17 protein-coding genes are annotated in these 19,487 nt (G+C 54.8%); 5 read left to right on the forward strand and 12 right to left on the reverse strand.

Annotation, left to right across the window (positions count from 1 at the left end; all coding sequences use genetic code 11):
* Positions 1 to 37: 37 nt before the first annotated feature.
* The 3 genes from VIN76_RS12920 (at position 38) to VIN76_RS12930 (ending at position 3,462) form a co-directional block, all read left to right on the forward strand.
* Positions 38 to 1,561, forward strand: coding sequence for an FAD-dependent oxidoreductase (locus VIN76_RS12920; RefSeq protein WP_332042264.1), 1,524 nt, complete (start codon positions 38 to 40; stop codon positions 1,559 to 1,561).
* Between the two features lie 4 nt (positions 1,562 to 1,565).
* Positions 1,566 to 1,781 (forward strand): hypothetical protein, encoded by a 216-nt coding sequence (locus VIN76_RS12925; protein WP_332042265.1) that lies wholly within the window; start codon positions 1,566 to 1,568, stop codon positions 1,779 to 1,781.
* A gap of 250 nt (positions 1,782 to 2,031) precedes the next feature.
* Positions 2,032 to 3,462, forward strand: coding sequence for an NAD(P)/FAD-dependent oxidoreductase (locus VIN76_RS12930; protein ID WP_332042266.1), 1,431 nt, complete (start codon positions 2,032 to 2,034; stop codon positions 3,460 to 3,462).
* Positions 3,463 to 3,549: 87 nt separating this feature from the next.
* Here the strand turns inward: VIN76_RS12930 and VIN76_RS12935 are convergent, their stop codons facing one another.
* Together VIN76_RS12935 and VIN76_RS12940 are read right to left on the reverse strand one after the other, a co-directional pair.
* The gene (locus VIN76_RS12935) at positions 3,550 to 4,689 is read right to left on the reverse strand and encodes a nitrilase-related carbon-nitrogen hydrolase (RefSeq protein WP_332042267.1); all 1,140 of its coding nucleotides are present in this window, start codon (positions 4,687 to 4,689) and stop codon (positions 3,550 to 3,552) included.
* Between the two features lie 180 nt (positions 4,690 to 4,869).
* Entirely contained in the window at positions 4,870 to 7,308 is a 2,439-nt protein-coding gene (locus VIN76_RS12940) for a TonB-dependent receptor (RefSeq protein ID WP_332042268.1), read from the reverse strand.
* Positions 7,309 to 7,622: 314 nt separating this feature from the next.
* On the opposite strand from VIN76_RS12940, the gene VIN76_RS12945 reads away from it, so the two are divergent.
* Entirely contained in the window at positions 7,623 to 7,940 is a 318-nt protein-coding gene (locus VIN76_RS12945; RefSeq protein ID WP_332042269.1) for a DUF1330 domain-containing protein, read from the forward strand.
* A gap of 53 nt (positions 7,941 to 7,993) precedes the next feature.
* Positions 7,994 to 9,343 (forward strand): MFS transporter, encoded by a 1,350-nt coding sequence (locus VIN76_RS12950; RefSeq protein WP_332042270.1) that lies wholly within the window; start codon positions 7,994 to 7,996, stop codon positions 9,341 to 9,343.
* A 36-nt stretch (positions 9,344 to 9,379) separates the two neighbouring features.
* On the opposite strand, the gene VIN76_RS12955 is transcribed toward VIN76_RS12950, so the two are convergent.
* The 10 genes from VIN76_RS12955 to VIN76_RS13000 form a co-directional block, all read right to left on the reverse strand.
* The gene (locus VIN76_RS12955; protein WP_332042271.1) at positions 9,380 to 10,282 is read right to left on the reverse strand and encodes a hypothetical protein; all 903 of its coding nucleotides are present in this window, start codon (positions 10,280 to 10,282) and stop codon (positions 9,380 to 9,382) included.
* 102 nt (positions 10,283 to 10,384) lie between these two features.
* The gene (locus VIN76_RS12960; RefSeq protein ID WP_332042272.1) at positions 10,385 to 11,149 is read right to left on the reverse strand and encodes an enoyl-CoA hydratase/isomerase family protein; all 765 of its coding nucleotides are present in this window, start codon (positions 11,147 to 11,149) and stop codon (positions 10,385 to 10,387) included.
* Entirely contained in the window at positions 11,146 to 12,012 is an 867-nt protein-coding gene (locus VIN76_RS12965) for a polysaccharide deacetylase family protein (protein WP_332042273.1), read from the reverse strand. The genes VIN76_RS12960 and VIN76_RS12965 overlap by 4 nt, the downstream gene beginning before the upstream one ends.
* Positions 12,013 to 12,141: 129 nt before the next feature.
* A complete protein-coding gene (locus tag VIN76_RS12970; RefSeq protein ID WP_332042274.1) occupies positions 12,142 to 12,936 on the reverse strand; it encodes an SDR family NAD(P)-dependent oxidoreductase in 795 nt (264 codons plus the stop codon).
* A gap of 17 nt (positions 12,937 to 12,953) precedes the next feature.
* Positions 12,954 to 13,259 (reverse strand): REDY-like protein HapK, encoded by a 306-nt coding sequence (locus tag VIN76_RS12975; protein ID WP_332042275.1) that lies wholly within the window; start codon positions 13,257 to 13,259, stop codon positions 12,954 to 12,956.
* A gap of 11 nt (positions 13,260 to 13,270) precedes the next feature.
* Positions 13,271 to 14,470, reverse strand: a complete 1,200-nt coding sequence (locus VIN76_RS12980; protein ID WP_332042276.1) for an amidase — start codon at positions 14,468 to 14,470, stop codon at positions 13,271 to 13,273.
* 7 nt (positions 14,471 to 14,477) lie between these two features.
* Positions 14,478 to 15,839: a phenylacetate--CoA ligase family protein gene (locus VIN76_RS12985; protein WP_332042277.1), complete on the reverse strand. Its 1,362-nt coding sequence runs from the start codon at positions 15,837 to 15,839 to the stop codon at positions 14,478 to 14,480.
* Positions 15,836 to 17,143 carry an MmgE/PrpD family protein gene (locus VIN76_RS12990; protein ID WP_332042278.1) on the reverse strand — a complete coding sequence of 436 codons (1,308 nt, stop codon included), beginning with the start codon at positions 17,141 to 17,143 and terminating at the stop codon, positions 15,836 to 15,838. The genes VIN76_RS12985 and VIN76_RS12990 overlap by 4 nt, the downstream gene beginning before the upstream one ends.
* On the reverse strand, positions 17,140 to 18,405 hold the full coding sequence (locus VIN76_RS12995) for an MmgE/PrpD family protein (protein ID WP_332042279.1): 1,266 nt from the start codon (positions 18,403 to 18,405) through the stop codon (positions 17,140 to 17,142). Before VIN76_RS12995 ends, VIN76_RS12990 begins: the two co-directional genes overlap by 4 nt.
* Entirely contained in the window at positions 18,405 to 19,484 is a 1,080-nt protein-coding gene (locus VIN76_RS13000; RefSeq protein ID WP_332042280.1) for a CoA transferase, read from the reverse strand. The genes VIN76_RS12995 and VIN76_RS13000 overlap by 1 nt, the downstream gene beginning before the upstream one ends.
* Positions 19,485 to 19,487: the final 3 nt, after the last annotated feature.

Consider the following 19,487-nt stretch of genomic DNA (forward strand, 5'->3'; position numbering starts at 1 on the left):
CTCCGGTGCTTTCCTGTATGAAAGAAGGAGATTTTATATGGCGAGTCTAAACAGCGTTAAAACTTGGGATGAAGAAGTTGATGTCCTTATTTGCGGATATGGATGCGCCGGTGCATCAGCGGCAATCGAGACTTATGATCTTGATTCAAATGCCCGTCTACTCGTTATAGAAAAGGCACCGCAAGAATTTGCTGGTGGTAACTGCCGCGTTTCCGGGCAATCCTTGCTCATTTCCAAAGATAAGGAAGCGTTGAAAGATTACCAGCGCTCCATGAGCACTTCCAATCCGATCCCGGAAGATATGCTGGATACATGGGCCGAACGCATGGTCAATCTGGAACCGTGGATTCAACAGATTGCAAAAGATGCCGATGCTGAATTTCTGCGCGGCACAGGTTTTACCGATCGTGACGCGGTGCTTGAATTCCCTGAACTTGGTGCACGCGATGCGGTTGCTTATACCTCGACCATCCTGCCCATCCCTTCTGGCGTATGGCTCGCCCTGAAAGCCAATGTCGAGAAACGCAATATCCCCGTGTGGTTCGATTGCCCGCTGGTTGATTTGATCCAGGACCCCGACACGCTGGAAGTGTTTGGCGCATGGGTTGAACATGACGGTGTTCGCAAAGCCATTCGCGCGCTCAACGGCGTTATCATGGCCGTTGGTGGTTATGAAGCAGACCGCGAAATGCAGCGCAATTATTACGGCCTGTCCGACGTTGTACCGCTGGGCACGCCTTATAATACCGGCGACGGTGTTCGCATTTTGCAAAAAGCGGGTGCGGAAATGTGGCACCTGCGTAACCAGGGCCAATCCGGCGGCATCTGGCCCGGCATCCATCCGGAAGGTCAAAAAACCGCCTATTTGCGAAACTTCCTGTTGCCAGCATTCTCTTGGGTTGATGTCGATTCCACCGGCAAGCGCTTTTATAACGAAGCCAACGAGCTGCAACTGACACACTATAAAGAAAAGAAACATGGCCGCTGGATCGATGTGCCGCTGCACTTCGCGCATCCTTCGCACATGATTTTTGACGAAAGCACACGGCTTGCCGGTAAGATGGTGACCGAGGTGATGACCTGGGCCGCTGTTGTGACCGCAGAAGGCTGGAGCGAAGATAATAGCGAGGAAATCGCATCGGGCCTTATCAAGAAAGCCGATACGATTGCCGAACTGGCACAGCAAATCGGCCTTGATCCGGAAGTGCTGGAAGCGGAAATCGCAAAATATAACGCATCTTGTGAAGCGGGCCATGACGAAGCCCTGGGCCGTAACCCCGACACGTTGCTGCCGATTGCAAACGGACCGTTTTATGCCTTGCCGCTGACCCCTGTGATTGTCTGCACCGGCGGCGGCGCACGGCGCAATATGGATGGCCAGGTATTTGACCATAAAGGCAAAGTCATTCCGCGTCTGTTTGAGGCAGGTGAACTCGGCTCGATGTTCTCTGATCTTTACCAGAACGGTTCCTACCTGACCGAAGCCATGATTACCGGACGCGGTGCGGCGCGCTCTGCGCTGGCGATGGAACCGGCTCAGATTACCGAAGCGGCGGAGTAGAGCGATGCTGGTTAAAACACCCGCGATAAAGCTGGGCGTGGAAGTGCGTGAAAGCAAAACCGAAGGCGGCAAGCTGATCCTGTCAGGTGTCGCCAACGCCATGCCCTGCACGGTCGAGATGAGCGGACCGGAGCTGCGCCGGATGGCGGCCATGCTATTGCACCCCAAGCATATATTGAAGGTCGCTGCCGTTTTCTTCGGAAAGCATCCGGACGCCTAAAATAATCGGGAAATGCGTAGCGCGTTTCCAGGCTAAACCATGATCTTTGCCCGGATTTCGGGCCAGGCACATCTTAAAGCCCGTCATTGCCTCGCAAGCAGGAATGACGGGCTTTTTGCCATTATCGCGGCCCCGTCCGGTTCCTGCTGTACGGCAGAAAGCGGCGCCGCAATCCCGGCAAATTGCTAAGCCGTATTTGTCCGGACAATTTATTCTTGCCTATTGCGCTATTTATTGTCAAATCTGGAGCATGAAATCACTACACCAGAAAGCTATCTCTCGCCGGACCCTGTTGGGAGGCATTGCGGCAACCACATTCCTGTCGGCCTGCTCCATGCAGAGCAAAAAGCACGATGCAGAGATCATCATTATCGGGGCGGGCCTGTCCGGGCTCTACGCCGCCCATTTGCTGGCAGAGGCGGGCAAGGATGTTCTGGTGCTGGAAGGCGGCAACCGCATTGGCGGGCGGCTATTAACGGTTAAAAGCGCGCACGGGCTTACTGAAGCCGGCGGCGAGCAGGTTGGCGGAAGCTATGCCCGCATCCGCTATATGGCGGACAAGCTTGGGGTTCCGATCAAACCTTACACTGCCCGCATAGCCACAGCGTTGCACAAGGATGGCACGCTTTTGGCACAAGAGGACTGGGCCGGTTTTGCTGGAAATCCCTTTGAAGGCCGTGTGCGGCAACTGACCCCGGACAGTGCCTTTCCTATCCTTGCCAGCCCGGAAAACCCCCTTCCCGACATTGCCAGCTGGCGCAATCCTGAATTTTCCAAATATGATATTTCGGCTGGTGATTTCCTGAAATCCAAAGGGATCAACGAAGCCGGAATTAGCGCGATTGACCAGGCTTTCAATGCCAATAGCGTGGACAGCTATTCCATGCTCAACGCGTTCCGCACCATCGAATCGTACAAACAGGATATGGCCCTGGGGCCGGTCGGTTATTTCGTAAATGGCTCGCAATCCTTACCCGAAGCAATGGCAAAGGCTTTGCCGCGCCCTGTCGAGATGGAGCAGGAAATTGCACGCATTGATGTCGGTGAAAACGGGGTCGAGATTGAAAGCAAAGACGGGAAAATCTGGCGCGCCGCGCAGGTGATCTGCACCGTTCCTTTACCGGTCCTGGCAAAGATGACGGTCAACGCCCCCTTGTCAGATGTGCAAAAGCGGGCATTCAAAGAATTACCCTATACCCAGACCTTGCAGATTCATTTTCATGCCAAACGTCCGTTTTGGGATGAGGACGGATTTGCACCATCCACCTGGAGCGACGGCCCGATTGAGCGCGTGTTCGCCAGACCCGGAGAGGATGGTAAGCCCGATGGCGTGTTCCGGGCGTGGATAAACGGCACCGGAGCCACCAATATAAACCCCAAATCGGACGAAGAACTGGCCCAGCTTTGTGCTGCAGAGCTAAAACGCATACGTCCGGCAAGCGAGGGGCAGATTGACGTGATCGAGACTGTTCGCTGGACAGACAGCAACCCGCTCGCTGGCGGCGCGTTTCTGCATTATGCACCCGGTCAAATTGGCTGGGCCGCTGGACATGTCGGTAATTCTGCCGGTCGGCTGCATTTCGCAGGCGAACATCTCTCCGACCTTCATGTCGGCATGGAAGGCGCGATGGAAAGCGGCGAGCGCACTGCTCTTAAATTGCTGGACAGCCAGCCCGCTTAAGACAAGTTTTGAAGCTTTACCCCCAACCCGTCATTCCCCTTCGCGGGGGAATGACGGTTTTTTTTGGGTTTGTTTTGCTTAACCGTTTTAGCGGTTATAGCGGCTGACACCTTCCAACAGATCTTTCATATCCGCACCGGTTTGCGGTAAATCTTCACGCGGAATGTCGAGGTGGTTCAAAGGAAATTCCTGGACATATTGGTCCAATACCGGCTTCACCATTTCCAGTGCATAGCTTGGTATTTTCCGGCCCTTACGGAATTCAGCAATCGGTATTTCGGCCTCGATAATGCCGTCCTGGTCAACGCTGGGGTCTTTGGCGATGATCTTGCCGGTCGGGTCCACGATGATCGATTCACCGGCTTTATATTCACCTGTCGTGGGGAACGCGATGTTGGTCATCGTCGAATAGAAATTGTTCACCCGCGCCATCGATGTCACGTCATCTTCGAAAAACAGCGTAGCCGTGCGGATCATGATTTCCGTGCCGCGCATTGCGAAAGCGGCAAAGATAAACGGGTCCACCTGAACCGTGCTAACAGCAATATTCCCGTATTCGGTTTGCAGAACCGGAAATTCTTCTTCCGGGCCATACATTGCCCGATATTTATCACGCACGGCCTCGATCGTTGTCGTGGTAATTTCCTCATCGGGATAGATGCGTTTGATATTACGCGATTTCCAGAAAACTTTGGCAATCTTGCCATCACGGCCAATGACGGGGTTCAGGCTCAAAATATGATCCGGCCAGGCATCATCAGTCGCATAGGTTCCGAAGACAACATAGGTATCACATTCCTTCGCGATCTTGCCCAGACGCTCGGTTTCGGGTCCGGGGACCTGAACGGTATATTTCAGTTTCTCGTCGCGCGTTCCGCCCGAATAGCCGGTCAGCGGAAATTCATGGAATAACAGGAAGTCGGGTTTTTTCCCGGTCGTGCAGGCTTTGCGCGCAATTTCTTCCATATGCGAAAGATTATGGTCCAACCCTTCTTCTACTGTGGGAAAGTCCGACAGGGAATCGACCGTGGTTTGCAACACTTTCACGACCACTTTATCCTTGGCCAGCGGCTTTGTCGGATAGCTGCCATCGGCGTGAACCAGAACGGGCATTTCGGGAGCCGCCTGGGCTGCCTGACCCTTGGCCGGGGCCACGCCCTGGTCTGTGGCCATACATGCCGTGGATACTGATGCGGCCAGCATGGCCAAGATGTGGGTAAATTTCATTATTCGCTCCTATAAAACCGCAAAAATAAACCCCACTGTTCACCGCTGAATATCAGCGGAAACCAGCGGGGTTTTGCGACGAAACCGTCATAATAATGCCATTATAAATTATAATGGACTTGTAGCAAAGCGGGGCGGCCATATTTCCCAACGAAACAAATATGACCGCCCTGCATCTTTTTAGAACTTACCGCTAAGGGTCACACCAAACTGGCGCTTTTCAGGCGGCGTAATGGCAAATGCACGGGGCGATTGACCATTAACCGGAGCCGCAGAAAAATCGACATAGCGCAAGATACCGCGCGGTGTGTCGTCGTTGAAGGCGTTCTTCACCCAGAAGCGAAGCGACAGATTGTCTTTCCGCACACCGGCCGTGAAGTTAACCTTCGTCGAATCACCGGTTTCAGCCAGATTGTGGAGTTGTGCGTAGAAAGACGAACGATAGATAACGTCGCCGCGCGCAAATACATCCCATCCGCTGCTGCCAAGCGGCACATCAACCGCAGTGGTGAAAGTTGCCTGATGCTTGGACACCAGTGGCGGTGTATTGCCGGAAATGTCCGCAAAGGTCGAACATGGTGTTGGTCCGGTTGTCAGCGATCCATCACCCAGCACCTGGCCTGCATCCAGCACCGTATCCGGGTTGGCACAACCGCCTGTCGTTGGAAGAACAGCACCCGGGTTATTCGGATCTGCCAGCGTGCCCGTGCCGGTTGAACCGCCAACAAGCAAGGATTCCTCGGCGCTGAAGCCATTGACAATCTCTGCATCCGTATAGGCATAGGTTGCCGCGAATGTCAGGTAGTCATTCACTTGCCAAGATGCGTCGACTTCAAGACCCCAGATTTCGGTGTCGCCAACATTGTCGCTGAACGAATCCGTGCCGCCCTGAAGCGGTACAAATGTGCTGGTAAGAACCTGATCCGAATATTCGTTGTAGAAACCGGCCAGATTGATGCGCAGGCCATAAAGTGGCTCAGCCTTGATACCGATTTCGTAGTTTTTCAGGCTTTCTTCGCCATAAGTCTCTCTGGGAGCGCCAATTTTGTTGAAGCCGCCAGGTGAGTTACCTTCGGAATACACACCATAGATCAACAGATCGTCGCTTGCCTGATAATCAACCGTCACACGTGGAAGGATGGATTTGAATACGGCGTTACGAACCGCACCCTCACCAGCAATGATCCGGTCCGGATTGGTTGCCGACGGGAACAGGTCGCCAAGCCGATAAGAAGCACCGGGCCGGGTACCGATTTCATCGCGTGCAACGCGCAGCTCACCACCGATGGTCAGGCGATCGGTAACATCAAACTCGAGGGCACCGAAAGCAGCAAGGTTGGTTGCTTCTTGGGTTTCGCCGATCATGTCATAGCCTAATTCGGTTTGCTTGCGGCCATAGGCAGTACGCTTGGTAGTATCGTCAAAGAAGAAACCGCCAATTTCCGCACGAATACGTTTGTCCTGCGGTGATGCAAACCGGATTTCAGCCGAGGTCGCCCGGCGTTTGGTTTCGATATCGCTGTTAAAGCCAGACACGCCAAATGCACAATCGGGGACGAAGCCGCAGACAGCCTCACTGAGGAACAATGCTGTACTATTGTCATAGGTCTGGTCGGTGCCAGCGCGCTGTGACAGTTCCGTATATCCGAACAATGCCGTCGCGGTGAATCCGGAATCGCCCAGATCAGCTGTGGCTTTTGCAAAGAAACGGTCCGCTTTGCGCTCAAGGCCCGGTCCGATCAGATCATCCGTGTTCAGTCCGATTGGTTCACGCAGGGATACAACGCCCTTATAATAGCCGCGGCTACCTTCGGTATAGATGTTGTTATAGGTCGAATCCTGCAATCCGATTGCAAAATGGTCATCATTATCTTCGGTGCGAAGATACATGACAGATGCTTCGAAACCGTCGGCTTCATAATTAAGCCCACCTGAAATGTTCAGGGTTTCTTCGCCCAGATGCTTGCCGGTTTCGCTGTTTTTGTAAAAGCCGCCGAAGCTGTTAAAGCTTGCGGATACAAAGCCGCTCAAGCCATCAGCGATCGGGGCTGCAACACGGCCGAAAACTTCATACTGGTCATGGGTTGCAGCGGTAAGTTCAAAATCGACGCCCAGATCGTTGACCGGACCGCGTGAAACATAGTTGACCGCGCCGGACAAAGTGCCGCGTCCAAAGACTGCGCTCTGCGGGCCTTTGATAACTTCTACACGGCCAAAGTTTTCCAGGTCCAGTGCTGTTGAAGCACCGACGAAAGGAATACCGTCAACAAAGAAACCAACCTTGCCTTCGGAGAACAGGATGTTTGACGCACCGCGGATAACCGGACGGTCGCCTTCACGGCCAAATGCAGACTGCAGCTGGAAGCCGGGAGTAAAGTCGGACAATTCTTCGAGTCCGGCGATATTTGCATCGTCAAGCATCTGCTCGCCAAATACGTTCACGGTCACTGGCACGGATTGAAGATTTTCTTCTTTCTTACGCGCGGTAACGATGATGACATTGGAGTTCACTTCTTCAGCGCCAAAGTCATCCGCTTGCGCATAGGCGGCAGGGGTTACTGCCAAAGCGGTAGCGACCATCAATGCTGATTTGATCGACTTGTCTGCAAATTTTTTCATAAATTCTTTCTCCCTGAACCAGTATCGGCACGTATTTTGGTAATCTCGACCCTGCCAACTTTCATTTTCCGTATAATTTGTCCAGACAAATTTTCCGATTTAGGAGCATTATTGGTCTAAGTTGTGACAAAATAGACATTAGTCTCGTTTTTTGAGTGACAATAATGCACGCTTTCTTGCACGGATGTGGTTGCATTTGTGACCGAATCACCCTTCCGATCAATTCAGGGAGCGACGGACGGAGCAGAATTAATCATTGCAATCACTGTCCTTGCGTTTATTTGTCTGGACAAATTTTAAGGAAGGACATGTCAATGCCAGCCTATCTGATCGTCACCGCCCATATAAAGGACAGGGATGCGTTTATCTCGGGATATGGCGCGGCGGCTGGTGCTCTGGTTGAGAAATTTGGCGGTAAATATGTTCTGCGCGGTCCCGGTGCGGAGCTGCTGGAAGGCAGTTTCGGTGACGGCGCATCGATGGTAATTTCCGAATGGCCTGACAGGGACTCGGCCAAACGATTCTGGGACAGCCCGGAATATGCCGAAGTCAAAAAGCTGCGCGAAAATATTGCCGATTGTCAGGTGCTGCTTATCGAAAGTCCGAAAATAAATGCCGCAAATAATGGTTGATAGTGCCATACAGGCGGTATCCGTAACCCCTTCCCCCAAGCAAAATCGCGATAATGAATATGAAAGCTGAAAATCCAGACACCAAAACCGGTGCGCTCCCCTATCCCAGTGCAATGACCGGCTGGTTCATCGTCATCATGCTGACCATCGCTTATATTTTCAGCTTTGTTGACCGTTATATCCTGGGCTTGCTGATCGAGCCGATCAAGGCGGAATTTGACCTGTCCGACCGCTCGATTGGCTGGTTGCTCAGCGCCTTTACCCTGATTTACGGCTTTGTCGGCATTTTCATGGGCTGGCTGATCGACCGGGGCAAGCGCGTGTGGATCGTTTCCATTGGCATCGCCTTGTGGTCCGCCGCCACCATCGCCACGGGCACAGCAAAAAACTTTGTCCAGCTATTCGCCGCCCGCATGGGTGTCGGCGTGGGCGAAGCGACGCTTAGCCCGGCGGCTTTCTCGGTCATCGGGGACAGCTTCCCGACCGAACGGCGCGGCAAGCCGATTGCCTTTTATTCAGCCGCTTTGCCCCTGGGAGCGGGCATCGCATCGCTGCTCAGCGGCGCGATCATCGCCTGGACGGCGGCCAGCGGAAACCAGAGTTTGCCACTATTTGGCGAGCTTTCCCCCTGGCGCTTCACAATGATTGTGGTCGGCTTGCCGGGCATATTATTGGCGCTGTTTTTCCTGTTCATCAAGGAACCCGCCCGCCGCCCGGTCGCCGCCTCGCCCGATGTAATAGGCGGCAGCGGCTTTCGCGATGCGATGAAATATATCTGGGATAACAAGCTGCTTTATTTCGGTTTTCTCTCGATCATCGGCACAATGACAGCCATCGCCTATAGTCAGGGTTTCCTTGCCCCCACGTTTGAGCGCACATGGGACTGGTCACCGCAAAAATTTGCTTTTGCCTATGGTTTGGCAATGCTGATAATTGGTCCGATCAACATGATGGCCATTGGGGCGATTTCCGACTGGTGGACGAAAAAGGGCGTGAAAGATGCCTCGCTGCGCCTGCTCTATATCGGCTTTTTAATTCTGATCCCGACCGCTGCGCTGCCGTTTTTCATGCCAAGCGGGGAACTGGCCTTCGCCATATTGTGCCTGAACATCGTCGGCATCGGCATTGTCACGACCATCGGCGTTACGGCATTGCTGGTCATCACGCCTGCACAGATACGCGGACAGATTGTGGCGCTCTATTATCTGGCGATCAGCTGGTTCGGGTCGCTTGGCCCCATCGCTGTGGGTGAGCTGTCCAGCGGCGTGTTCGGTGAAGATAATCTGCAATATGCGCTGGCCGCCGTGCCGATCCTGTTTGCGATTGTGCCGATAATGTTGATGCCGTTAACCCGCCGCCTTTACCTGACGCAGATGGTTAAGCTGGGCGAAACGACCGAGTGAAATATACCCTGTGAAATATAAGGCGGGTTGCCGGATCTAACCGATTTCGACCAGTTCCAGCAGCTCGCCAGCCGGTCCCTTGACGCTCGCCGTCCGGCGGCCCTGATAGAGCGCGCCTTCACGCACCTGCGGGGCGGAAATCCAGTCGATGTTGATCCGGTCCAGATCATCCACAGCCAGCGTGACCAGTGCATTGCCGGGGGGTAGCATCCCGTCATGGCGCGGGCGTGTCGTGGCCTCGGCGGGATAATCATCCACCTCGAGTATCGGCAAGCGGTCCTTTTGCACCATTGTCAACGCAGACATAGTCCCCGCCGGCTTGTCAAAAGCCTTGTTAATCATGCTATATTCCAGGCTGTAGGTATCCGCCTCGGTCAGGTGCAGATTGTCCCTATACCATGAAACAGTGCCCACGCGGTCGGGCGTCGCCAATATGCAGATGAAGATATGATCGGTTAGCGAACGTGCATCGGGTAGATCGGTCGTAGGCATATTTTCCCGGACTTCGTTCAGGTAAATCATCTCGCGCCCCGTGCCCAATACCTGCATCGGCACGAAAAAGGGCAGCCCGGCCAGTTCCTTGGGCGGGCCGACAACATCAAATCCGCTGTTCGTCAGCCGATCTGGCCAGCCGAACACATCCTTCACGGTCAGTTCATAGGCCGCCCAGCCATAGCTGGTCGTCGGCTTGAAATCGGGGTGATCGGGCTGTTCGACCAGACGGATAAAACATTGCGCCCCGCTGGCCGGTTGCAGCACCGCCATGTTCTTTCCCGCACTGGCTGCACAGCCCCAGCTTGCCGCCAGATCATCGGACAAGGGACCGGATTCGACAAGCATCATGCCCAGCACATCGCGGTAATCACACAGCGCAGTATCAAGATCGGGCACAGTTACCAGCCCGCCCAATATGGAGCCATGTTGGAGATTGTGGGTCATGTTGTTTTTCCGTTTTCGTGCGGGTTTTGGTCGTGGCTTACTATCTGGACCCCCGCCTTCGCGGGGGTTGACGCTTCGGAATGCTTTGCATTCCGTGGCGCGTCAAAATACCGGTTTCCGTTTTTCCAGAAACGCGTTCACGCCTTCCTTGAAATCATCGCTTTCAAATGCGGAATCGAATAGAGCGCGCGATTCATCATCGTCATCCGCCTGCCCGTCCAATATGCGCTTGATGATCGACTTGCTCATCTGTTGGCTATGCGAAGATACCGATGCCATGGTTTCGGCCAATGCGTCAGCTTCTGCGTAAGGATCATCCGCAACTATGGTGGTAAGACCAATACGCAGCGCTTCGTCCGCATCCAGTATCTGACCGGTGAACAATATGCGTTTTGCCTGTGACGGCCCCACCGCATCGACCAGCAATTTCGTGTCGTGCAGCGGGTAAACCAGCCCCAGTTTCGCAGGTGTAATCCCGAACCGCGCCTTTGGCCCGGCAATGCGAAGATCACAAGCCAGCGCAATGCCGCAGCCGCCGCCCACACAATCGCCGTCGATCACGGCAATGGTCGGCTTTACCGCCTGGGCCAGATCATGCTGAACCTTGCCGATTGCGGCCTGATTACGCGCCCGCCATTCGGGGTCGGTCGAGCCTGCCCCGAATTCGCCAATGTCGGCACCGGCGCAAAAGGCGCTGTCCTTTGTGCTGGCGTGAACCATCAGGACGCGAACCGCATCATCCGCCATGGCATCGACCAGCAATTCCGGAAACAATTCCCACATTGCTTGCGTAAAGGCGTTACGCTTGTCCGGCCGATCAATGAGCAGATGGGCAATCTTGCCCTGTTTTTCGAGACGCAGGGTCATGCCGGATCAACCTTTGCCAAATGCTTTGCGATCTGGTGTCTGCTTGTCACCCATACGTCCTTTTTGGAACGCACATGTTTCAGAAACTCTTCAAAAGCCCAGATACGCCCCGGTCTTCCGATAATCCGTAGATGCAGACCAAGCGACATCATTCGGGGGTTGCCCTCTTCGCCTTCGCGGTAGATCTGGTCGAAATTGTGCTTGGCATAATCCAGCCATTGCTGCGGCGTCATCGCAGGGTCGGTCCACATTTTCATGTCGTTGGAATCAAGCTGATACGGCACGATGGCAATGGGTTTTCCGTCCACGGTCTTGCGGTCCCAGAAAGGCACGTCACCGGAATAATCATCCATATGGTAATCGAAACCCTCTTCGATCAGCAGCCTGCGAGTATTGTCCGTATGGAAATAGCGTGACAGCCAGCCATAGGGGCGCACACCGACGGTCTTTTCAATCGAGCTTACCGCTTTGCGGATAAACTCGCGCTCTTTCTCTTCATCCATCTTGAACTGGTGGACCCAGCGATAGCCGTGACTGACCGGCTCATGCCCCAATTCGGCAATCGCACCCGCAATCTCCGGATGGTTTTCAAGGCTCAACGCCGCGACGGTCCAGCTTGCCATGATGTCAAATTCTTTGAGCAACTTCACGATGCGCGGAGCACCGGCCTTTATCCCGTATAGATAGTTGCTTTCATTGCCATAGTTGCGGATCGGCGACTTGATATGGATGCCCAGCTCGTCAACCGGCTCCATGCCGCGATCACCGCGCGCCACGGTCATTTCACTGCCTTCTTCCACATTGACGACAATGCTCAGCGCCATTTTCGCGCCGTCCGGCCAATCTATACGTTCCTGTTTCATTTGTTCTCCCTCTCCCCTTCAGGGGAGAGGGCCGGGGAGAGGGGCAGTCTCTCATTTCCGGCCCAATGTTCAAATCTTTTAGAGGACTGCCCCTCACTTATGCCCTCTCCCCTGACGGGGAGCGGGAGACTAGTGCATTTCTTCTCCGCCGGAGACGTTGAGCGCCTCCCCTGTCACATAAAATGCGTCATCGCTGGCGAGCCACGCACAGGCTGCCGCAGTATCGGATGGCAGGCCGGGACGGCCCATGGGATTTTTGGCCTTCATGTTGGTCATATAATCCTCAACCGTGGCAAAGCCGAGCAGCTTTGAGAAATACTCGTTTTGCGCGGCGCCCAGGCCGGTTGTCACATGGTTCGGGCAGACTGCGTTGACTGTAATGCCGTGCGCGCCCAGCTCCACTGCGCTGGCCCGTGTCAAACCGACCATGCCATGTTTCGAACTGACATAGGCTGGCAAATGCGGGAAAGCGGTTTTGGCGGCTTGCGACGCGATATTTATAATCCGCCCGCCATTGCCGGCCTTGACCATCGCTTTTGCCGCCGCCTGCGTGCAGTAAAATGCACCGGACAGGTTCACGCCGATAACCGCTGCCCAGTCCGCCGGGTCAACGTCCAGCAAGGGCTTCATCATGAAACCGATACCCGCGTTGTTGACGAAAATATCCACGCTGCCAAAAGCATCCACGCTTTGATCCACCAAAGCCTGACATTGCTGCGCGTCGCTGACATCACAGGCAATGGTTGCCACTTTTGCGCCGCGGGTGCGCAACTCCTCGGCTACGCCTTCTTCCTGATCCCCGATGGACAGGTCCGATACGACGCAATTTGCGCCTTCATCCGCAAAGCGTTGCAATATGCCCTGCCCCAGGCCCTTTTCCTTGCCAGAGCCGGTGACGACGATAGTTTTGCCTTTGAACTTCATGCTCGATCCTTCCGGCATTAAAGGTCTTCGGTCAGGATGAATTGCGGATTATCGGCATAATCCTGGAACGGGGCTGCCATGGCCTGAAACTCTTCGGTAGAAATTTCCGCCAGGAACGGGTCCATGCCCTGAATATCCAGCACTTCGACATATTGATAAGGCGAAGCAGCGTCCGAACCCAGCAGGCCGGTGGCTTTGTGCACCGTGAATTTATCAACCGAACCCAGCCGGTTGACGCCGGGAATATCGTCTTTCTTTGCCCATGCCTCGTAATCAGCGGCGCTAACGCCCTCTTTCAAATTGAATATAACGATGATGCGCATAGTCTCTCTCCTTACGAGTGTTTCAGAAATGTTTCAGGGTCGCGGTAAGCATCAAGCTGGCTATCCAGCTTGCGCGCCAGTTCAAATAAGCCCGCCTCGTTACCGGCTGCGCCGATAATCTGCACGCCGACGGGCAATCCGTCATCGGTCCATCCGGCCGGAATGCTGATCGCAGGAAGCCCTGCAATGCTGGCAAGGCAGGTGAAATCGGCTTGGTTGGCGGGGGCATTGTCGGCATGGCTGAACGCGGCCTGCGGGGCGGTGGGGAGCAGGATCGCTCCATATTTATCCGCCGCAGCGCTCATAGCCTCGCCGGTTTCTTTCAGGATTTTCCTGTCTTCAGCCAGATCATCCGCGCTGCGTTTCGGACCATAGGTAAGCAGTTTTTTCAGATGGTCGGATAGTCCGTCGGGGTTATCTGCGATCACTTGTTTCAGGCTGTTCGCAAGCCCCAGCGATGACATGATAAAGCCCGCAAAGCGAATACGGGTCAGCGGATAAGGCAGCGCAAATTGCTCCGCCGCGCCCATCGCTTTTTTTGCTTTCTCATAACCATCCAGCACAGGCTGCTCGCACTCGACTTCGCCGAGATTTTCCAACAATCCAATATTATCAATGACTTGAGCGGGGGCCAGATTCGCAATAACCCGCGTTACTGACTCCATAAGCTCCAGCGACCGCGCCAATGGCCCGATGCTATCAAGCCACGCATCCACAAGCTCCAACCCGTCCTGACTGACCGCGCCGCGCGTCGGTTTCAGGCCATAGACACCGCAATAAGCCGCCGGTATCCGCACCGATCCCATCGTATCCGTGCCCAATGCCGCATCGCAAAGCCCCGCCGCAACCGCCGCGCCGCTACCGCCCGATGAACCGCCCGGCGTATAGCCAATCCGGTGCGGGTTGTGGGTCTGCCCGTAAAAGGGATTGTCCGTCTTCGCGCCCAGCGCCGCTTCCTCCATGTTGAGCGAGCCGATAATCACCGCCCCCGCATCACGAAGCCGCTTCACGCTCTCGGCATCGCGTTCGGCTATCCGATCACGAAAGGCTTCAATACCGCTGGTCCACGGCAAGCCCGCAACCGCGATATTCGCCTTCACGCCGATGGTTACGCCCTCAAGCGGTCCCTTGCCGGACTGTGCCGTCGTGTCAAAGTCCGTAAAGGCGTTAAGAGGTTCATTCGCCGCTTTCAGGTCATCCCAATGGATCATAGCCGAATCAAAGCCCACGTGCGTCAATCAGCCTTATCGGCTTCTGACGGGTATCGATCTGTGTATCGTCCGCTGTTTCGCCTGGCCCAACCAAAGCAACATCGACTTCGATGCCAATGCCCTTGCGAAGTAGTTCAGCAATCTCACTTTGCTCACTGGCACCGCGGCTTTCCAGCGTCACATGCATGCTGTCACGGCCAGACGCGTCACGGGTAACGCGGCAAACATATTCGCCGGTCAGGTCGCCGCGCCCTTCAATGATCGCTCCAATCGCGTGCGGGAAGATATTGATGCCCCTTAGCTTGACCATATTGTCGCTGCGCCCCTTGAACCCGGTGATACGTTTGAACACCATGCCGGTCGCATTGGCGTCGGTCCGTTCTTCGGTAATGTCATGGGTGTTAAAGCGGATGCACGGCGCAATATCGTCCTTGAACAGGCAAGTGACAACCATATCACCAGTCCCGCCGGGAGCAACAGGCTCGCCGGTATCGACATCCAGCAGTTCGAGATATTGCGCGTCTTCCCAGACATACATGCCATCGCGTTCCGGCCCTTCACCGGCAATCGTCCCGGTATCACCGACACCATACCAGTCATAGGCTTTCGCACCGTGCCAGGCGGCTTCGGTCGATGCACGGTCCTCGGTTCCCAAATGGCCGATGATCATCTTCAGATTGATCCGCTCAAATAGGTTTTCCGCTTCCGCAACTTCAGCCAGTTTGCGGATATAATCGACAAAACCGACCATGCAAGAGACATTGAAATCCGCCATCAGGTTCACCTGATTTATCGACCGCGTCTCAATCCCGGTGCCGGCGCTCAGGAATAGTGAATTGGTGTAGTGGGTAACCGCCTCACGGATATAATGCCCACCGTTAATCATCCCGTGACCATATACCGATTGGACCACATCGTCACGGTCCAGCCCCATCCAGCGATACATCCGGCCAATCAGCAAGTTGGTAATTTCCCGTCCCTTTGGTCCAAACATCAACGGCTGTGGCCGGCCTGTTGTTCCAGAAGTCGTGTGGAAAACCACAGGCGTATCGCCTCGCCCGTCAAAATCACCATAAGGCGGATAATCATTGACCGAAGCCATCAGGTCGGACTTGTCATAGACAGGCAGCTTCGTGATGTCGGCCAGCCCCTTGATATCCCCCGCTTCAATGCCCTGATTGCCCCAAAGGCGCTGGTAAAAAGGGATTTCCCACCCGCGCTTCATCAATTTGCGGAACTGTTTGTCCTGAATGGCAAAAAGCTCGTCACGCGACATATTGGTATAACGGCGGACAAATTCATCCCCGACCGGATATTGGTCCAGCATCTCTTTCGGGTCAAAACATTCGAAATAGGTTGGAAAACTCATTGTGGCTCCGTTGCATAGGCTAAAGGTTTTTCAAAAATTGCCGAAGAGCTATCGTCACCGGCAAGGCTGCGTGCGAGGTCAAATTTGGATTGTGTCTGCGCGGGCGACGTTGGAGCGGACGGGCTGCCAAGATTGTCATTGATAGCGCGTTCTATCACGCCCCCGTCCGCAAGATGAAGCACCAGCTTTTGCGGTGCAAGCGCATTATGGTCGGGATTGTCATCAATCCTGACAATCACCTTTTCGCCAAGTGCAGCCAGCTTTGGATTGGCGAACTCCTCCGCAATAAAACAGCGCGGATCAATGATCCGGTCGCGCAGCATGAGCGGAACAAGAAACGGCAAGCAAAGCCGCGCATAGCTTGATGTCATATCCGTTTTATAGGACCGCCCTACAAGCCGGTGGATGAGCGGCGGGGATTCAATGTCAACAGATCGCACCGCTTCAGGGTCCAGCATTCCCTCGCGCAGCATATCATCAATCGCACCCAATATTCCGTGGCTCGCCCGGCCAGATGGAAACGGCTTGATACTCACCTCTTCGATCAGCCATTTGCTGCCAATCGTGTCGGTATAGCGCGACAGATCGCCCGGTTCTATAAGCTTGAAATAGCCAAAAGGCCCTTCCAGAACATCATGCGGCCCATCCATTCCGGCAGCGGCCAGATCAACGGATGAAATTGCCGCACGCGCGGCATTGGCTATCTGTAACGGCAGCGCGATGGATGCCTCGACATGGGCTTGCATCGTTCCGCTGGCATGGCTGTAAGCAAGGCCCATAACATCAGCCATCTGCTCACGTGATAGCCCCTGCAAACGCGCAGCAGCGAGCGATGCGCCAATCACCCCGGCCGTGGCAGGACGAAAAAACTGCATCGGGCCGGTGGCTGCAATGCCAATCCCGCTGGCAATATCTACACCTACAGCCAACGCGGTCAGAAAAGCCTCTGGCTCAGAACCACCCATCCGGTCGGACACTGCCAACAAGGCAGCGGTTACGACGGAAAGCGCGTGCACAACAGCTTGCTCGTGCACTGCATCCCATTCAAGACAATGGATAGCAAAACCGTTGAAAAAGGCAGCTGATGGCGCAGGAGCTTTCAAGCCGCCACCAATGATCCGCGCATCATCACCTGTTCCCCAGCCTTGCACGACAGGGAGTAAAACCCGCGCTTGCGGCGATGCTGCCCCGGCCGCGCCCACGGCCAGAGTGTCGGCCAATAGTCGCTGCGTATCCGCTCTCGCCTGATCGGAGAGCTTATGCTCTACGGCAGCGAAATCGAGGATTTTCTTAACATGACTCATGACAACCACTCCTTCAGCATTGCCTGAATGGATGTGCTATCGTCACCCTTCAATGCCAGATCAATTGCTCGATCTGCTTCTGTGTCGGGCAATCCGCCCCAAGCAATAAGCTGGCGGGCTTTACCAATAATCTGATTTTCACTCATGCACCGTTCGGGATCACCCAGCGTGTCCACAAGCTCGATAGTCTCACCGCCGCAGGTGACGCGTGCGCCATAATGTTCCGGATAGCGCGATGTAATATCCGCAGCTTCCGATACTTTGACGCGCGCGCGTGCTTGGGTCAGTTCTTTTATTGCGTCCGGTTCAAAATCGGAAAGGGCTGGAACGCCGCGTTCAGCCACCACCGCGAGAGCATGCTGCAAAGAGAATTTTGCCTCAAGCACCGTTTGGGGATCGGGCCGGTCACAAAATGTGATCGCATCAGCATAGCTTTCAACAAATATTTCGCCGGACAATGACCCCGTTTTCGCTTTTAATTCCAGCGCCGCATCAATCGCCGGATGCGCGTGGCGACATGCTCCCCACGGTTTGAAACTGACTTCATGGATACGCCACTGATCGGCAAAATCCATGGGCTTCGGGTTCTTGCAGGTCGCGGCGTAAAGGCCTTGCGGACCTTCAAGAATGAAACGCGAGCCTTTGATATTGGCCGCGATAAAAGCCGAAATCTGCTCACCCGTTTCTATCGCATGGGCGACATGGAATTGCTTCGCGTCGTCATTCTCGTGCCTTGTTTGCCAAAGGCCCCCGGCTATTGTTCCCGCCAATCCCATTGCAGAGGCATATTGGCCTGCCAAAGAAATATCTTGCCCCAAATGATGGTGGAGACGGGAAACGGCAGCGCCGAAAAATCCGGCTGTGGCCGTCGGGTGATAGTGGCTATAATGGTGACTATCAAATGTCGCCCCGACACAAATCATCGCTTCATATCCGATGATTGCGGAGTGCAGCACCTTTGTCAGATCAGCTTCGTCTTTTAATGCTGCCGGCCAGATAACCGGACCGGGATGGAGGATTGCCGATCTATGGACATCATCCATTTCCAGTATATTGCCCAGCCAATATTCCGGATGATCCAGATGCCTTGCATAGCGCACGGCCTTTTCGCTTTTCAGCGCCCCTGCAACACATCCTAACCAGTCCAGCAGATGCAATCTGGCCCGCTGCCGCGTTTCATCATCCACCGGCCGCATCAAATGGGCGGCGAGTTTTTCGGTCAGGCTGGCTTGCGCGATATCGAGGGGAGCCGGGTCGCTCATTATTTCAGTTCCGGTGCATCGGAAGGCTGCCAGTCCGCTTCGGATTGAAACCTGAAAGCGGGGGCAATCTGGTGCGATCCATTTGCTTCCACCAGCAAACCTCTTTCCTTCACGAAGCCTTGATCCAGCGCTTCCCGGAAATTGAGCACGGGCGAAAATGCAACGTCCTTGTCCGCAAACCACTGAACCCATTCGTCGCGGGTTTTGGCCGCGAAGATGCCGCGCAGATAGTCAATGAGCGGCTTTTGCAACGCGCCTGCCTCCCCCTCGGCCAGTGGCAACAGGTCGATACGGTCCAGGGCGGTTAACAGGTTTTTTGCAAACTTGATTTCGCGGCCTCCCAGAACAACATGCTTGCCATCCAGTGTTCGGTAAACATTGTAGAAAGCAGCACCGCCAAGGGATCGCTGTGACTGTGATACAGGTGTATTCCCGCCGCTAATCGCATCGCCAGCGATATGGGCACACCATGGCAAGAGCGAGTCATACATCGCGACATCGATATAATCACCCTTACCTGTCTTCTCACGCCCGATCAGCGCCATCAACACAGCAGATAGTCCGTTCAGCCCTGCCGCCATATCGGCAGATGGCGCGCCCGGCACAACCGGCATACCATCTTCGCCATCATTGACCGACAGAAAGCCCGAAAGCGCCTGCACAGCAAGATCATGGGCAGGATGGTGCGCCATCTCGCCCTCTTGCCCGAAAGCGGAAATCGAACAGTAAACAATCCGGGGATTTTTGGCATGAACGGCTTCATAATCGAAACCGAGCCGCTTCATTACACCGGGCCGGAAACCTTCGATCATGACGTCTGCATCGGCGAGCAGTTCCCAAAGCCTCTCGCGCCCCTCTTCGCTTTTCAAATCAAGCGCCAGCGCCTGTTTGCCGCGGTTCAGATTGCGGAACCAGACCGATTGACCGGCCTCGACAGGTTCCATCTGCCGCGCCGGATCGCCGGTGGGCGGCTCGACCTTGATAACGTCGGCACCATGATCCGCCATCATCAAGGTGAGCATCGGTCCGGGGAGGAAAAGCGATAGGTCGACGACTTTTATGCCGGTGAGTTTTGCCATTAT

The organism is Parasphingorhabdus sp., assembly GCF_036568145.1.
Taxonomy (GTDB): Bacteria; Pseudomonadota; Alphaproteobacteria; order Sphingomonadales; family Sphingomonadaceae; genus Parasphingorhabdus.

Bases quoted from the DNA above. Each gene is read 5' to 3' on its own strand.
- VIN76_RS12955 (WP_332042271.1), bottom strand. From the start codon at position 10,282: ATGACCCACAATCTCCAACATGGCTCCATATTGGGCGGGCTGGTAACT.
- VIN76_RS12945 (WP_332042269.1), top strand. From the start codon at position 7,623: ATGCCAGCCTATCTGATCGTCACCGCCCATATAAAGGACAGGGATGCG.
- VIN76_RS12990 (WP_332042278.1), bottom strand. From the start codon at position 17,143: ATGAGTCATGTTAAGAAAATCCTCGATTTCGCTGCCGTAGAGCATAAG.
- VIN76_RS12980 (WP_332042276.1), bottom strand. From the start codon at position 14,470: ATGATCCATTGGGATGACCTGAAAGCGGCGAATGAACCTCTTAACGCC.
- VIN76_RS12995 (WP_332042279.1), bottom strand. From the start codon at position 18,405: ATGAGCGACCCGGCTCCCCTCGATATCGCGCAAGCCAGCCTGACCGAA.
- VIN76_RS12940 (WP_332042268.1), bottom strand. From the start codon at position 7,308: ATGAAAAAATTTGCAGACAAGTCGATCAAATCAGCATTGATGGTCGCT.
- VIN76_RS12920 (WP_332042264.1), top strand. From the start codon at position 38: ATGGCGAGTCTAAACAGCGTTAAAACTTGGGATGAAGAAGTTGATGTC.
- VIN76_RS12925 (WP_332042265.1), top strand. From the start codon at position 1,566: ATGCTGGTTAAAACACCCGCGATAAAGCTGGGCGTGGAAGTGCGTGAA.
- VIN76_RS12950 (WP_332042270.1), top strand. From the start codon at position 7,994: ATGAATATGAAAGCTGAAAATCCAGACACCAAAACCGGTGCGCTCCCC.
- VIN76_RS13000 (WP_332042280.1), bottom strand. From the start codon at position 19,484: ATGGCAAAACTCACCGGCATAAAAGTCGTCGACCTATCGCTTTTCCTC.
- VIN76_RS12970 (WP_332042274.1), bottom strand. From the start codon at position 12,936: ATGAAGTTCAAAGGCAAAACTATCGTCGTCACCGGCTCTGGCAAGGAA.
- VIN76_RS12960 (WP_332042272.1), bottom strand. From the start codon at position 11,149: ATGACCCTGCGTCTCGAAAAACAGGGCAAGATTGCCCATCTGCTCATT.
- VIN76_RS12985 (WP_332042277.1), bottom strand. From the start codon at position 15,839: ATGAGTTTTCCAACCTATTTCGAATGTTTTGACCCGAAAGAGATGCTG.
- VIN76_RS12930 (WP_332042266.1), top strand. From the start codon at position 2,032: ATGAAATCACTACACCAGAAAGCTATCTCTCGCCGGACCCTGTTGGGA.
- VIN76_RS12965 (WP_332042273.1), bottom strand. From the start codon at position 12,012: ATGAAACAGGAACGTATAGATTGGCCGGACGGCGCGAAAATGGCGCTG.
- VIN76_RS12935 (WP_332042267.1), bottom strand. From the start codon at position 4,689: ATGAAATTTACCCACATCTTGGCCATGCTGGCCGCATCAGTATCCACG.
- VIN76_RS12975 (WP_332042275.1), bottom strand. From the start codon at position 13,259: ATGCGCATCATCGTTATATTCAATTTGAAAGAGGGCGTTAGCGCCGCT.